The organism is Pseudomonas sp. GW822-FHT02G04, from assembly GCF_058802085.1.
Genome location: NZ_JBXANU010000004.1, coordinates 64,343 through 78,885 on the forward strand (window position 1 = coordinate 64,343; position 14,543 = coordinate 78,885).

At 59.9% G+C, this 14,543-nt stretch carries 11 protein-coding genes and 2 pseudogenes; 8 read left to right on the forward strand and 5 right to left on the reverse strand.

Features of this window, described 5'->3' with window-relative positions; genetic code table 11:
- Positions 1–3 precede the first annotated feature (3 nt).
- On the forward strand, positions 4–1,059 hold the full coding sequence (locus tag AC1RO5_RS07195; protein WP_493173962.1) for a hypothetical protein: 1,056 nt from the start codon (positions 4–6) through the stop codon (positions 1,057–1,059).
- Positions 1,060–1,189: 130 nt separating this feature from the next.
- Here AC1RO5_RS07195 and AC1RO5_RS07200 read toward each other — a convergent pair whose 3' ends face one another.
- The 4 genes and pseudogenes from AC1RO5_RS07200 to AC1RO5_RS07215 all read right to left on the reverse strand — a co-directional run bounded on the left by AC1RO5_RS07200 (position 1,190) and on the right by AC1RO5_RS07215 (position 4,653).
- Positions 1,190–2,068, reverse strand: a complete 879-nt coding sequence (locus AC1RO5_RS07200) for a methyl-accepting chemotaxis protein (protein ID WP_493174452.1) — start codon at positions 2,066–2,068, stop codon at positions 1,190–1,192.
- Positions 2,048–3,079 (reverse strand): annotated as a pseudogene (locus AC1RO5_RS07205) (HAMP domain-containing protein); the annotation flags it as partial. The gene AC1RO5_RS07200 and the pseudogene AC1RO5_RS07205, both read right to left, overlap by 21 nt.
- Positions 3,080–3,081: 2 nt before the next feature.
- Positions 3,082–4,306, reverse strand: a pseudogene (locus tag AC1RO5_RS07210) (aspartate aminotransferase family protein).
- A gap of 221 nt (positions 4,307–4,527) precedes the next feature.
- Positions 4,528–4,653, reverse strand: coding sequence for a hypothetical protein (locus AC1RO5_RS07215; protein ID WP_493173965.1), 126 nt, complete (start codon positions 4,651–4,653; stop codon positions 4,528–4,530).
- Between the two features lie 34 nt (positions 4,654–4,687).
- On the opposite strand from AC1RO5_RS07215, the gene alr reads away from it, so the two are divergent.
- Complete coding sequence (alr, locus tag AC1RO5_RS07220) at positions 4,688–5,926, forward strand: alanine racemase (protein ID WP_493173968.1); 1,239 nt, start codon at positions 4,688–4,690, stop codon at positions 5,924–5,926.
- A gap of 63 nt (positions 5,927–5,989) precedes the next feature.
- On the opposite strand, the gene AC1RO5_RS07225 is transcribed toward alr, so the two are convergent.
- The gene (locus tag AC1RO5_RS07225; RefSeq protein WP_493173970.1) at positions 5,990–7,555 is read right to left on the reverse strand and encodes a carbohydrate porin; all 1,566 of its coding nucleotides are present in this window, start codon (positions 7,553–7,555) and stop codon (positions 5,990–5,992) included.
- A 167-nt stretch (positions 7,556–7,722) separates the two neighbouring features.
- Between AC1RO5_RS07225 and AC1RO5_RS07230 the strand changes: the two genes are divergently transcribed.
- The 6 genes from AC1RO5_RS07230 (at position 7,723) to AC1RO5_RS07255 (ending at position 14,536) form a co-directional block, all read left to right on the forward strand.
- Complete coding sequence (locus AC1RO5_RS07230) at positions 7,723–8,997, forward strand: ABC transporter substrate-binding protein (protein WP_493173972.1); 1,275 nt, start codon at positions 7,723–7,725, stop codon at positions 8,995–8,997.
- 21 nt (positions 8,998–9,018) lie between these two features.
- The gene (locus AC1RO5_RS07235; protein ID WP_493173974.1) at positions 9,019–9,981 is read left to right on the forward strand and encodes a carbohydrate ABC transporter permease; all 963 of its coding nucleotides are present in this window, start codon (positions 9,019–9,021) and stop codon (positions 9,979–9,981) included.
- Positions 9,978–10,820, forward strand: a complete 843-nt coding sequence (locus tag AC1RO5_RS07240) for a carbohydrate ABC transporter permease (RefSeq protein WP_493173976.1) — start codon at positions 9,978–9,980, stop codon at positions 10,818–10,820. The genes AC1RO5_RS07235 and AC1RO5_RS07240 overlap by 4 nt, the downstream gene beginning before the upstream one ends.
- 27 nt (positions 10,821–10,847) lie before the next feature.
- Positions 10,848–11,981, forward strand: a complete 1,134-nt coding sequence (locus AC1RO5_RS07245) for an ABC transporter ATP-binding protein (RefSeq protein ID WP_493173978.1) — start codon at positions 10,848–10,850, stop codon at positions 11,979–11,981.
- Positions 11,978–13,468 carry a glycoside hydrolase family 32 protein gene (locus AC1RO5_RS07250; protein WP_493173980.1) on the forward strand — a complete coding sequence of 497 codons (1,491 nt, stop codon included), beginning with the start codon at positions 11,978–11,980 and terminating at the stop codon, positions 13,466–13,468. Before AC1RO5_RS07245 ends, AC1RO5_RS07250 begins: the two co-directional genes overlap by 4 nt.
- Before the next feature lie 75 nt (positions 13,469–13,543).
- On the forward strand, positions 13,544–14,536 hold the full coding sequence (locus AC1RO5_RS07255) for a LacI family DNA-binding transcriptional regulator (RefSeq protein WP_493173982.1): 993 nt from the start codon (positions 13,544–13,546) through the stop codon (positions 14,534–14,536).
- The last annotated feature ends 7 nt before the right edge of the window (positions 14,537–14,543 follow it).

A 14,543-nucleotide genomic window follows, 5' to 3' on the forward strand; every position in this document is an offset into this window, starting at 1 on the left:
CCTATGCCCATTCCCATTAATATCCCGGCGCGGCCCAGCGAAAACTTGCGCCCGAGTACGATCATTGCCGAAGGTCTATTGAACCCTCGGGGCATTGGTGTGCAGACCGATGGCAGCCTGCTGCTGACCGAAGCCGGCTCAGGCCTGCCGGAGCAGACCTTCAGCGGCCGGATCAGTCGACTGCGGCCGGATCCGCACAGCCCCGGCGCCTACCTGTCCCGCGAGACACTGGCGCAAGGTTTTCGCGCCATGAACATGCAGGCGTGCATGCTGCGCGATGAAATCATGGGGCTGTCGGACATCGCCTGCGGTGACGGGCGCTGTCTGGTCAGCCAGACCGATTACGTCGAGGGTTCCAAGCTGCTGGACCTGCAATACACGCCGCCCGAACCGGTGTTTCACAGTCGCGGCAATCTGAATGCGCTGTGTTACCACCCGACCCGCCGCAGTTGGCTGGCGGTCAAACCCGATACCAATCAGTTGGTGGAATTCACCAGCGGACAGGACGAACGTGTGCTGGCCCAGTTGCCCGAACTGGACCAGGGCCAGGAAGCCGTCCCGGTGACCCTGGTGTACGAACCGGCGACCGACGCCGTGCTGATCAGTCTGTTTTCCGGAGAGTTGCAGGGCGACCCGACGCGCAAGGGCATCGACTTTGCCGATAAGGCAGGCCGGGTGATTCGGGTCTGGCCTGACAGCGGGCAGATCGAAACCCTGATTCGCGGCTTGCAACTGCCCACCGGACTGGCGCTGTGTCCGAAGGGCAACGTGTTGGTGCTGGAGCTCTGCGACCGCCTGCAGCAACCCTTGCCACCGGACTGGAACGGCGAACCGCTGCACGGCGGCTTCACCCGTTTCACCGGGCGACTGCTGAGCTGCAACCTGCAAACCGCCCAGGTCGTGGTGCTCGCCCGCGACCTGGATACCCCTTCCAACCTGTGTCTGCTGGAGGATGCGGTACTGGTGAGCGAAGGCATGGGTTTGACCGGCCGGCCACTGCCCATGCCAGACAACACCGTCGTCCCGTTGAGCGGCAGGCTGCGGCGGGTGCAGCTCTGAGTAGGAGCTGCCGCAGGCTGCGATCTTTTGATCTTCTGCAATTCGTCTGACACCAAAATCAAAAGATCGCAGCCTTCGGCAGCTCCTACGGATGCTCTTCGCGTGCACACCTTGTGTCCACAGGCCCCGATCAGATCCGGAAACTGCCCACCAACTGCTTCAAGCGAGCCGCCTGCTGTTCCAGATCGGAACAGGCGCGCAAGGTCGAATGGAGGTTTTCCACGCCGTCCCGGTTAAGGGTGTTGATCTCCCTGATGTCCGTATTGATCGACTCGACCACGGCAGTCTGTTCTTCCGTGGCGGTGGCCACCGACTGGTTCATGCCATCGATCTCACCAATGCGCTGGGTCACGCTATTCAGGCGCTCGCCGGCCAGGTTGGCGACCTCCACACTTTCCAGGCTGTGGCGCTGGCTCTGACTCATAGTGCTGACCGACTCGCGGGCGCCGACTTGCAGCTCCTCGATCATGGTCTGCACCTGTTGTGCCGATTCCTGGGTGCGATGGGCCAGGTTACGGACTTCATCGGCGACCACGGCAAAACCACGCCCGGCCTCGCCAGCGCGCGCAGCCTCAATGGCGGCGTTGAGCGCCAGCAGATTGGTCTGCTGAGAGATGCTGCTGATCACCTCGAGAATCTGCCCGATATTCACGGTTTTGCTATTGAGGGTTTCGATATTGACGCTGGAGCTGCTGAGCATGTCGGACAGCGTGTTCATGGCCTGGATGGTTCTATCGACGACCTGTTGGCCGTCCTCGGCCAGCCCCCGGGCATCGCTGGCCTGATGCGACGCTTGCGCTGCGTTGCGGGCAATTTCCTGTGCGGCGGCGCCAAGCTGGTTGATGGCGGCCGCCACGCTACTCGTCCGGCTGGATTGTTCATCGCAATTGAGCATCGACGAATTGGAAGCGCTGACCACCCGCAGCGCCACTTCATTGACCTGCTCGGTGGCCGAGGAGACCTCGCGGATCGAACCATGAACCCGCTCGACGAAGCGGTTGAACGCCATGCCGAGGATGCCGAATTCATCCTGGGTCTGGATGGTCAGGCGCTTGGTCAGGTCGCCTTCACCCTCGGCGATATCCTGCATGGCCCCGGTCATCACCCGCAGCGGCTGCATCAGTAGGCGAATCAGCATGCTCAGTAGCGCGATGATAATCAGCACAGCGATGAGGGTGGCGACCAGCGCCGAAGCACGGAACTCACTGAGCATCAAAAACGCCTTGTCCTTGTCCACGGACAAACCGATGTACCAGTTCAGTGACGGCAAGCCTTTGATCGGTGCGAAGGTGACGATGCGGTCCTTGCCATCCACCTGAACTTCACTGATATCGCTGCTGATGCGCGGGGTATCTTGCGGATAGACATCGGCGAGTGTCCTCATCACCAGCGCTTTGTCCGGGTGAACCAGAATCTTGCCCTCGCTGCTGACCAGAAAGGCATACCCCATCCCGTTGAAATCCAGCGCATTGATACTGTCGGCAATGGCCTGCAGGCCCAGATCACCGCCCGCGACACCCAGCGTCTGCCCGGTCTTGCTGACGGCGTCGACGACGGTGATCACCAGGTTACCGGTCGTAGCGTCGAGGTACGGTTCGGTGATGGTTGGGCCAGTGCTCTTGACCGCATCCTTGTACCAGGGCCGGGCACGCGGGTCGTAGCCCTCGGGCATCTTGGCATCCGGGTAAGTCATGAACTGCCCCTCTTTATCTCCCACGTAGGTGGCGATAAACGTCGACGCCAGGGCTTGCTGCTTCAGCAACAACGCGATGTTCTCGGGTGCCGGATTGATCGCCACCGACTGTGAAAGGGTCTCCATCAACAACACTCTGCCATACAGCCAATTGGCAATATTGCTCGCGGTGACATCGCCCATTTCATGCAGATAGCTGTCCAGGTCCTTACGAATCGCATTGCGCTGCAGAGAGTCGTTGTAGGCGGTGAACAACGCGAACGCGACGATGACAATCAGCGAGACGGCCAGCAGGATTTTGTGGCTGAACTTAAGGTGAATACGCATGGCTATTCTGCAGCCCGGGTCAGAAGCTCCAGCGTGCGCTCGAACCGGGCCAGCCCTTCGACCAGGTCGGTCTCGGTCACGATCAAACTGGGGGCAAAGCGCAGTACATCGGGACCGGCCTGCAACAAGATCAGCCCCTGCCCGGCGGCCGCGTTCAGTATTTCCTTTGCACGCCCGCGCCAGCCGTCACTGAGCACGCAACCGATGAGCAACCCCACCCGCGAACCTGGTTGAACACGCCATACTGCTCAGCCAATTGAGCAAGCGATACTTGAACTGTTCCGCACGTTGCTTGACGCCGTCGAGCAGGGCCTGATCGTTCACAAGGTCAAACACCGCTTCGGCCACCGCGCAGCCCAGAGGGTTGCCGCCATAGGTCGTCCCATGGGTGCCCGGCACCAGATGTTGAGCCAGCGCTTCGCGAGTCAGCATCGCGCCAATCGGAAAACCGCCCCCCAGGCTCTTGGCACTGGTCAGAATGTCCGGCTCAACGCCGTAATGCTGGTAAGCAAACAGCTCTCCAGTGCGCCCCATGCCGGTCTGTACTTCGTCAAAGATCAACAGCGCATTGAATTGATCGCATAGCGTGCGGGCACCTTCCAGGTAAGCACGTTCAGCCGGGAGCACACCGCCCTCGCCCTGTATCGGCTCAAGGACTACCGCGCAGGTTCTGTCCGAGATCGCGTTCTGCAGCGCCGCCAGGTCATTGAACGGCACATGCCTGATCCCTTCGACTCTCGGGCCGAAGCCGTCGGAGTATTTGGGTTGGCCGCCCACACACACGGTAAACAGTGTTCGGCCATGGAAGCTGTTCAACGCAGCGATGATTTCAAATTTTTCCTCGCCATAACGGTCATGGGCCACCCGTCGCGCGAGCTTGAATGCCGCTTCATTGGCCTCGGCTCCCGAGTTGCAGAAGAACGCGCGGTCGGCAAAGGTTGCATCCACCAGTTTGCGCGCCAGACGTAATGTGGGTTCGTTGGTGAATACGTTGGAGATGTGCCAGAGCGTGTTCGCTTGCTCCGTCAGCACACTGACCAGTTTCGGGTGAGCATGGCCGAGCACATTGACGGCGATCCCGCCGGCGAAATCGATCAGCTCACGACCACTCTGGTCCCATAGCCGCGATCCTTCTCCGCGAACCGGAATAAACGGCGCAGGCGCGTAGTTGGGGACCATGACACGATCGAAATCTCCACGATCAACCGGCTCCTGCTGATTTGGCAGGTCGGAGCACCGCGAAGATTGAGTCATCAACACCGTATTAGTCGTTTGCATGGGGAGCCTTTCAAGAAAGGGAAATGAGTGCGGTTATTCTCCCTCCACTCAAGCGGCCGACTCGGCTGTTATCCCATGGGCGCTCGACTCAGAATGCTGAAAGTTTCACCTCGGCAGCCGATTCCGTGCTTGCCAGTGCCCCCATCGACTCTCTGTTGTCTGGCCCCTTTTTACAGCGTCATCCGCTGTGTCAGGCCGATCACTCCACATAAACAAACGTCGGCTTTGCTGAAAAATTCCATGGCTGTTCGCTCGATGCCACAGGGAACTGGCTGATACCAGATCCACGCGCGCATGGGGCCTTTCCTCATCCAGTATGGAAGACTTGATATGCCACGTTTTATGCTCAGCACGCTGACACTCGCACTGGCTTTCACGGCAATGATGCCCGTGGTCGATGCCGCCCCTCTGCTCGATCCCACCCCCGAACACCCACGCGCCGACAATCAACCAGGCCAGGCCAACACTTGGCTTGAGATTGATCAGGCCGCCTTCGAAGGAAACATCGCCAAGCTCCAGCAACGGCTGGCGGGTAAAAGCCAGATGTGCGCCGTGATGAAAGCCGACGCTTATGGAAACGGCATTGGTTTACTGATCCCTTCCGCCATCCGGATGGGCATCACCTGTATCGGTGTGGCGAGCAACGAGGAGGCGCGCGTTGCGCGGGCAAAAGGCTTCAAGGGCCGCCTGATGCGTCTGCGCAGCGCTACCGTCGATGAAGTCGAGAATGCGCTGCGCTACAACATCGAAGAACTGGTCGGTAACCTGGAGGTTGCACGCCAGCTCAACGAACTGGCCACCCGCAAAGGCGTGAAACTGCCGATTCACCTGGCGCTGAATTCGGCGGGCATGAGCCGCAATGGCCTGGAAATGAGTACGGCGCAAGGGCAGCAGCAGGCGCTGGACCTGACTCGACTGGATCACTTGGATATCGTCGGGATCATGACCCACTTTCCGGTTGAAGAGCGCGAGGATGTTCTGCGCGGGCTGGCCACATTCAAGGAGCAATCGAGCTGGCTGATCGAACACGCCAAACTGGCCCGCAGCCGGATCACCCTGCACTGCGCCAATACCTTCACCACCCTCGAGGTGCCCGAAGGCTGGCTGGACATGGTTCGCCCGGGGGCTGCCCTTTATGGCTATCCCGTGGGTGGGCATAACGAGTTTCAACGGGTGATGCAGTTCAAGTCGCGGGTCGCGGCGGTCAACGCCTACCCGGCGGGCAGCACCATCAGCTACGACCGCACCTTTACCCTGAGCAAAGACTCATTGATCGCCAACATCCCGGCCGGCTACTCCGACGGCTATCGAAGAGCCTTCTCCAACAAAGCCTCCGTGCTGATTCACGGCCAACGCGCGCCGGTGATCGGCAAGGTCACCATGAACACGCTGATGGTCGACGTCAGCGGTATCAAGGGTGTGCAGGCGGGAGATGAAGTGGTGCTGTATGGCAAACAGGGCGATGAAGAGATTACCCAGACCGAACTTGAGACCATCAACGGCGCGCTGTTGGCCGACCTCTACACGATCTGGGGCAACTCGAATCCGAAGGTGTTGAAGTCCAGGTAAGGCTGGACGTGTAGGAGCAGCCTTCGGCAGCTCCTACACAAGCACGTTCCGATCACCCGAAAATCAAAACCAGGTCTCCATCTGTATCCCGTATTGCCACACACCGCCGGCATTGAAGTCCGTCTTGCCGAAGTTGTCTGTGGAGCTGTATCGGTCCAGGTCCGAGGACCAGTTCATGAGGCTGGCGAATACTCGCAACTCGGGGCGTGTGAGCAGGTCTCCAACGTCGGGTTTGAAGGTCGGGGCGATGGTGAATTTCCAGAAGTTACCGTCCACCGCATTACGTTGCAGGTAGCCCTTGGGGTCGAGGTTCATGGTTTGCCAGCTCATTTCGTAGGCCATCTCGAAATTGCTGTTGATTTCATTGGCCAGCCGCATGTTCAGGGTCATCCAGCGATAGTCGTCACCCTTGACGTAGCGATCCTTGCTTTGTTCAGCCAGTAAGCTGGGGCCGATGCGCCAGCCGGGTGCGATGGGTGTCTCGCCGTACAGCGCCAGGCGCAGCGCGCGGGCGTCGTCGATCAGTTCGCCGTCCGAGCCGATGTTCTTGACCTCGGCCCCCAGCCCTTGCCCGTAGAGCAGCGCCGTCTTGAAGAAGCCTTCCCTGCCGAAAAAGTTTTTCTGATGATTCGCGATCATGCTGTGCAAGCCGGAGTCCGCAGGCTTCAGGCCCGCTTCATTGGTGCGAGTGCCAAAGTCGTTTTTCTTTGAGCCAATGCCATTGAACATCCACTGCCACTGACCACCGTCAAAGAACTGATTTGAGGTGAGGATGTAGCTTTCCACATCGGCGTTGATCCCGCCCTCACTGAAATCCCCGTAGTTACGCCCGATCAACGAGTAATTCGAGCGCCAGTTCTTGTTCATCTGCACGTCGTAGATACCACCCCCGGTGCCGGCCAGAAAGACGACGTCCGAGTCCAGCCAATGGATATCGAAGTTGTCCCTGTCGAATCGCTTGCCTGCCCACAGGGTGGCGTTCTCGAACGTCGAATTGCCCTTGAATGCGGCGAGATGATCGAGTTCCGTAAATACCTGGCGCACATTCAGGTTACTTTCGGCGGCCGTCCAGTCATTGGAGCTTTCCACTCCATCGGCGATGGAAACCGTGAATTTGGAATGGGTGCCGTTCTGCGCATAGGCTTCTTTCGACAGGTCTATACGCATGTAAGTATCGTCTTCATTACCCAGTCGCCCGACTGCACCACCGACTGAACCGGCAGGCGTCGTATAAGGACCGCCACGCCCACCACCCAGGCCATCGTTGATCAGCAATCCGGAGCGGGCGTAGCCCTTGAAGCTGAACCCGTCGGTGAGGTGCCCGGTACTGCCTTCCTTCTCCAGGCTTTGCTGACGGGCTTCGAGTTTTGCCAACCGCGTATCCAAAGTGGGCGCCGCAGTGGCGGTCGCAGTGGACGCAACAGGCTGCAAGGCGGGGGTGGACTGTTTGAGCTGCTGCAGTTCCCTGGCGAGTGCCTGGGTTTGCTGTTCGGCGGCGGCTGCACGTTTTTCCGCGGCGCTGGCGCGGGCTTCAAACGCGGCCATGCGTTCTTCCAGAGTCGCGGCCTGAGCGGTGGCCGCCGAGGTGCCGAGTACGCCTGCGAGTAGCCAGCTTGATGCTTTCTGCATGGGGGATTTCCTGTTTTGTTTTTATTTTTTGTCCTGCGACCGGCCTTTTTTTCGTGAATTGTTAATTGTCAAAATCTACGAAAAAAAGGATGCCTCATCGCAAATACGCTGCTACATTTGGCGATGTTAACGTTAACTTTTCTAAAAACAAAAATAAAGAGGGCTTTATGAAACAGCTCAAATCACTCCTTCCAGCAGCACTACTTGCCCTTTGCGCCGGGCTTCCATCCCTCTCCAGCGCCGCCAATCTGACGATCTCCTGCGGTGCGGTGGGCGCGGAATTACAACTGTGTAAGGAGGCCGTCGAGGCGTGGTCGAAACAGACCGGCAATCACGTCGAGGTGGTGTCCACACCTAACTCGGCAACCGAGCGGTTGTCGTTCTACCAACAAATCCTCAGTGCGCAATCCAGCGACATCGACATCATTCAGATCGACATGGTGTGGCCAGGGATGCTGGCCAAACATCTGCTGGATCTGCGCGAGGTGCTGCCCGCCGACGCGACCCAAGGCTATTTCCAGGCACAGGTGGACAACGCCACGGTGAACGGACGGCTGGTGACGATGCCGTGGTTCACCGATTCGGGCCTGCTGTATTACCGCAAGGACTTGCTCGATAAATACAACAAGCAAGTCCCCCAGACCTGGGAGGAAATGACCGCTACCGCCAAGGATGTACAACAGGCCGAGCGCAATGCCGGGAACCCCAATGCCTGGGGTTACATCTTTCAGGGACGCGCCTACGAGGGTCTGACATGTAATGCGCTGGAGTGGATCAGCAGCCAACCGCAAGGCGGGCTGGTCAATTCTCAAGGCGACATCGTGGTCAACAGCCAGGCCTCCAGAGCGGCGTTAACCCTGGCAAAAAGCTGGGTAGGCGACATCTCCCCGCGTGGCGTACTCAATTACACCGAGGAAGAAGGACGCGGCGTATTCCAGTCGGGCAATGCGCTGTTCATGCGTAACTGGCCTTATGTCTGGGCCTTGGTGCAGAGCCAGGACAGTGCGGTAAAAGACAAGGTCGGGGTCGCTCCCCTGCCCCGCGGCGGCAACACCGGCACCCATGCCTCCACCCTCGGCGGGTGGGGTTTGGCGGTATCGCGTTACAGTGCCAACCCGAAGCTTGCCGCCGAACTGGTGAGCTACCTGAGCAGTGCCCAACAGCAGAAACATCGCGCGCTGATTGGCGCCTACAACCCGGTGATCGAGTCGCTTTACCAGGATCCCGAGTTGCTCGCGGCCATGCCTTATTACAGTCAGCTGCACAGCATCCTCAACGATGGCGTCATGCGCCCCGCTTCAATCACCGCCGCTCGTTATCCACGGGTCACCAATGCGTTCTTCGATCAAGTGCATGGCGTGCTGGCCGGCGAGTTGCCGGTCGATCAGGCGCTGACCGAACTGGAAGGCGAACTCACGCGCATCAAACACCGGAACTGGTAAGCCACAAGGAAGGAAATCACCATGTCTGTCTCTACTACCCATGCTCCCTGTGACGAGCTTCTGCTCGCCAGGGAAACGCCGGTACAGCGCCGCCGAGTGCGCGCTGCCTGGCTGTTTCTGACGCCGATGTTGCTGTGTCTGGCCCTGGTGGCGGCCTGGCCGTTGCTGCGGACATTCTGGTTCAGCCTGACCGACGCCAACCTGGCGGACACCGCTGGCGGAACCTTCGTTGGCCTGAGCAATTATCTGTTCCACAACGGTTCCAGTTGGTCGGGCATCCTGGTCGATCCGCAATGGTGGAACGCGGTGCGCAACACCTTGCATTTCACCGTGGTGTCGGTGGGGCTGGAAGTTGTGCTGGGGCTGCTGGTGGCTTTGCTGCTGAACATCCAGTTCGCCGGCCGTTCCCTGGTGCGAGCGTTGATTCTGATTCCGTGGGCAATTCCAACCATTGTCTCGGCGAAGATCTGGTCGTGGATGCTCAATGACCAGTTCGGCATCATCAATCACCTGATGCTCAGCCTCGGCCTGATTGCCGCGCCTTTGGCCTGGACCGCAGATGCCGATCTGTCGATGTGGGCGGTGATTATCGTCGACGTCTGGAAGACCGTGCCGTTTGTCACCCTGCTGATGCTCGCGGCCTTGCAGATGTTGCCGAGCGATTGCTACGAAGCCGCCAGGGTCGATGGCATTCATCCACTGAAGGTGTTCTGGCGGGTCACGCTGCCACTGCTGATGCCCGCATTGCTGGTGGCGGCGATCTTCCGCATCCTCGACTCCCTGCGGGTGTTCGACGTGATCTACGTGCTGACCTCTAACTCATCGAGCACCATGAGCATGTCGGTCTATGCCCGCCAACACCTGGTGGAGTTTCAGGACGTCGGTTACGGCAGCGCCGCCTCGACCCTGTTGTTTCTGGTGGTTGCGGTGATCGCCATGCTTTATCTCTACCTCGGACGCCGTCAACTGGAGGTCCGGTCATGAGCCCGCGCCTCCTGAAAAAATCGCTGTTGCGCCTCGGCTTCTGGTGCCTGATCGGGGTGTTGCTGCTGTATGCGGTGTTCCCTTTCTACTACGCCATCGTCACGTCGCTGAAGCCGTCCAGTGCCTTGTTCGAAGTGAGTTACTGGATCAAAAACCCCGACTTCTCCAACTATGCGGCGGTGCTCAACCAAGCCTCGTTCCTGCGGGCGATCGGTAATTCGCTGGTGGTTGCGCTTAGCGTGGTGACGCTGGCGCTGTTCCTTAGCCTGACCGCTGCTTATGCCTTGGGCCGGGTGAAATTCCGTGGGCGTGGCACGGTGTTGATGATGGTCCTTGGGGTGTCGATGTTTCCCCAGGTCGCAGTGCTGTCGGGGCTGTTCGAGGTGATCCGCGCCTTGGGCCTGTACAACACGTCCTGGGCGTTGATCCTCAGCTACACGATTTTCACCCTGCCCTTCACTGTCTGGGTGCTGACCACGTTCATGGGCCAACTGCCTCATGAACTGGAGGAAGCGGCAATCATGGATGGCGCCTCGCCCTGGGTCACGCTGACCCGAGTGCTGTTGCCGCTGCTGTGGCCCGCACTGGTCACCACGGGTTTGTTGGCCTTCATCGCCGCGTGGAACGAGTTCCTGTTTGCCCTGACCTTCACCCTCACCGACACCCAACGCACGGTGCCGGTGGCCATCGCCCTGATTTCCGGTGGCAGCCCCCATGAATTGCCTTGGGGCTTGTTGATGGCGGCATCGGTGCTGGTCACCGTCCCTCTGGTGATTCTGGTGCTGATCTTCCAGCGCCGAATCGTTTCCGGCCTCACTACCGGCGCGTTAAAGGGTTGATGCCCGACAACTACAAGGAACAGCATCGTGATCAAGTTGAAACTGGATAACGTGAACAAACAATTGGGCGGCGCGCGGATTCTGCGCGACGTCAACCTGGAGATCGCGGCGGGTGAGTTCGTGGTGTTCGTCGGCCCTTCGGGCTGCGGAAAGTCGACCCTGCTGCGACTGATCGCCGGACTGGATTCGATCTGCGCCGGCGACCTGCTGATCGACGGGCGTCGGGTCAACGACCTGGAGCCGCGCGAGCGTGGCGTCGGCATGGTGTTTCAGTCTTATGCGCTGTACCCGCACATGAGCGTCTACGACAACATCAGTTTTGGTCTCAAATTGGCCAAGACCGAAAAGACCAGCCTGCGCGAACGCGTGCTGAAAACCGCGCAAATCCTGCAACTGGACAAACTGCTGCAACGCAAGCCAAAGGAATTGTCCGGTGGGCAGCGTCAGCGTGTAGCCATGGGCCGAGCCATGGCGCGGGAGCCGGACATTTTGTTGTTCGATGAGCCGCTCTCCAACCTGGATGCGTCCTTGCGGGTGCAGATGCGCAACGAAATCGCCCGGCTGCATGCCCGGCTGGGCTCGACCATGATCTACGTCACCCACGATCAAGTGGAAGCGATGACCCTGGCCGACAAAATTGTCGTGCTCAATGGCGGTCGCGTCGAGCAGGTCGGCTCACCGCGCGAACTCTATGAGCGCCCGGCCAGTCGTTTTGTCGCCGGTTTTCTCGGCTCACCCAGAATGAACTTTCTGCCGGCTCGCTTGCAGGCGCCAGGCGAAACCAGCTTGGTCGACAGCCCCGTGTTGGGTCTGACGTCCCTGCCCTTCGACAGCTCGAGTCTGGCGACGGACGCTCCGCTGAGCCTGGGGATTCGCCCGGAACACGTGTCGCTCAAGGCGGCGGAAGGAGCCGCCGGCATCGTCGTGACCGCGGTCGAATACCTGGGCAGCGAAACCTATGTGCACCTCGAAACAGGTCAGGACGAGCCGCTGATCTGTCGTTGTGAGGTCCACGCCGGATGGCAGGTGGGCGACCGGGTCGAGCTGCTGCTGGACATCGACAACCTGCACCTGTTCGACACCGACGGCACAGCCTTGAAACGCCACCCACACGCCATTGAAACCGTCCCTCTGCGCCCGGCACGAGCAGGCGCCCTATGACTTTGTCTTTGAATACCATGAACGATTCAATATCTGCTGCGCAGCGAGCGCTGAGTGATGGCCTGTCTCGGGTCATCCACGATTACCGCCCCGGTTATCACCTTGCCCCCCCGACAGGCTGGATGAACGACCCTAACGGGGTGGTGTACTTCCGTGGCGAGTATCACGTTTTCTATCAACACCACCCCTTTGACGCGAAGTGGGGTCCGATGTATTGGGGGCATGCCAAGAGTGCCGACCTGGTCCATTGGCAGCATCTGCCGATTGCCCTGGCACCCGGCGATGACTTCGACCGCGACGGTTGTTTTTCCGGTAGCGCGGTGGTGTGTGGGGATACCCTGGCGCTGATCTACACCGGGCACACCTGGCTGAAGGACGTGGGTGACGAAAGCTCGATCCGTCAAGTCCAGTGCCTGGCCACCAGCACCGACGGCATCCGCTTCGTCAAACATGGCGCCGTCATCGCGACCGCGCCGCACGACTCGATCATGCATTTTCGTGACCCCAAGGTCTGGCAGGAGGATGACGATTGGTACCTGATTGCCGGCGCACGGCTGGGCGATAAACCGCTGCTGCCGCTGTACCGCTCCACCGATCTGCACACCTGGGAGTTCCTCGATTATGTAGCCAGCGGCAGCGAGGGCGATGGCTATATGTGGGAGTGCCCGGATCTGTTTCGCCTGAACGGGCGCGATGTGTTGTTGTACTCCCCTCAGGGCATGCAGCCCCAGGGTTACGAGCGGCTCAACAAGTACCAGACCGGTTATCGCGTGGGCCAACTCGACAGCCAATGGCACTTCACTGGCGGGCCTTTTATCGAGCTGGATAACGGCCACGATTTCTATGCCGCGCAAACGCTGGTGGCCGCCGATGGTCGGCGCCTGGTGTGGGCGTGGCTCGACATGTGGGAAAGCCCGATGCCCAGCCAGGCCCATCACTGGTGCGGCATGCTCGGTTTGCCGCGCGAACTTGAACTGCATGACGATCGCCTTTGCGTGTATCCGGCACGGGAGCTCACCGCGCTGCGCAAGGCGCAGTTGCCGGTCACCTCCTGGCGGAACGAATCGGGAAGCCAATGGGTGCCGGAAGTGAATGGCGACATGCTCGAAATCCATGTGCATCTGGATTTGCACGGCTGCACCGACGGCCACCTGGGCATCGCCTTGCGCTGCAGCGACGATGGCCGTGAAGAAACCCTGCTCTACTACGATGCGGCGCTGCAGCGCCTGGTGCTGGACCGCAGCCGCTCGGGTGCGCAAGTCACCGGCCAGCGCAGCGTGTCGATAGACCCGACACAAGAGCGACTGGAGCTGCGCGTATTTCTTGATCGTTCGTCCATCGAGGTGTTCGACGAAAACGGGCGCTTCAGCCTCAGCAGTCGCCTCTATCCACGGCCCGACAGTCTGGGCGTAAAGCTGTTTGACAGCGGCAGTGGCGGGCGTGTCTCGATTCCCAGGGCGTGGCCTCTCGCTTCAGGATGGGTATGAGCGTTGTCATTCGAGTCGCGAGAAGCCCGGGCCCTGTGTCATGATTCTGCGTCAACCTGACCGGCCTCGCCTCGCATGACTTCAGTGAAAGACGTTGCACAACTGGCCGGCGTGTCCCTGATGACGGTTTCTCGAGCGCTCAACAACCCGGAAAAACTGAGCCCCGAAACCCTTCAGCGGGTGCGTCGCGCCATTGATGAACTGCAATTCGTACCGAGCCTGTCGGCGCGCAAGATGCGCGGCGACAACCTCCAGTCGCGTACTATCGGGGTGTTCGCGCTGGACACCGCCACCACACCGTTCGCGGTGGAACTGCTGCTGTCCATCGAACAGACCGCACAGCAGGCGGGCTGGAATGTCTTCATCCTCAACTTGTTGAGCAACCCGCCCACCGACCAGAACATCGACCTGATGTTGTCGCACCGCCCCGACGGGTTGATCTTCAGCGCCATGGGCTTTCGCCATGTAAGCATTCCCGAGCGCTTGAAGAGCAAACCCCTGGTGCTCGCCAATTGCCTGGCGGATGACAGTCGCCTGGTCAGTTATGTGCCGGACGACGAAACGGGGCAGTATCGAGCCGTGCATCACGCGTTGAGCCAAGGCTATCGGCGCCCGCTGTGCATCAATCTGCCAAAGCAGAGCCTCGCCTGGGGCCTGCGACAAGAAGGCTTGCAGCGTGCCTGTCAGGCATTCGGGCTGGCGCCTGAAGCGCTCCTGCAATACGACCTTTCCGAGCATGACGCCTACGGTGAAACCGCAGCCATCCTCGACCGGCACATCATTGAGGGGAGCCCGCAATTCGACATTCTGATCTGTGGCAATGATCGCATCGCGTTTTGTGCCTATCAGCTGCTGTTGGGCCGTGGCCTGAAAATCCCCGGCGATGTCGCGGTGCTCGGCTACGACAACATGATCGGTATCGCCGAACTGTTCGTCCCGCCGCTGACCACGGTGCAACTGCCGTACTACGAGATCGGTCGCAATGCGGCCCGGCACCTGATTGAAGCCCTCGAGGTGGAAGGAGCCCAGCCGGTAGATTGTCCATTGGTGATCAGGGCGTCGCTATGAGGCGCAC

Excerpts from the sequence above, each read along its gene's own strand:
- AC1RO5_RS07200 (WP_493174452.1), bottom strand. The coding sequence starts at position 2,068 with ATGGCGTTCAACCGCTTCGTCGAGCGGGTTCATGGTTCGATCCGCGAG.
- AC1RO5_RS07230 (WP_493173972.1), top strand. The coding sequence starts at position 7,723 with ATGAAACAGCTCAAATCACTCCTTCCAGCAGCACTACTTGCCCTTTGC.
- AC1RO5_RS07225 (WP_493173970.1), bottom strand. The coding sequence starts at position 7,555 with ATGCAGAAAGCATCAAGCTGGCTACTCGCAGGCGTACTCGGCACCTCG.
- alr (WP_493173968.1), top strand. The coding sequence starts at position 4,688 with ATGCCACGTTTTATGCTCAGCACGCTGACACTCGCACTGGCTTTCACG.
- AC1RO5_RS07240 (WP_493173976.1), top strand. The coding sequence starts at position 9,978 with ATGAGCCCGCGCCTCCTGAAAAAATCGCTGTTGCGCCTCGGCTTCTGG.
- AC1RO5_RS07235 (WP_493173974.1), top strand. The coding sequence starts at position 9,019 with ATGTCTGTCTCTACTACCCATGCTCCCTGTGACGAGCTTCTGCTCGCC.
- AC1RO5_RS07215 (WP_493173965.1), bottom strand. The coding sequence starts at position 4,653 with ATGCGCGCGTGGATCTGGTATCAGCCAGTTCCCTGTGGCATCGAGCGA.
- AC1RO5_RS07255 (WP_493173982.1), top strand. The coding sequence starts at position 13,544 with ATGACTTCAGTGAAAGACGTTGCACAACTGGCCGGCGTGTCCCTGATG.
- AC1RO5_RS07195 (WP_493173962.1), top strand. The coding sequence starts at position 4 with ATGCCCATTCCCATTAATATCCCGGCGCGGCCCAGCGAAAACTTGCGC.
- AC1RO5_RS07250 (WP_493173980.1), top strand. The coding sequence starts at position 11,978 with ATGACTTTGTCTTTGAATACCATGAACGATTCAATATCTGCTGCGCAG.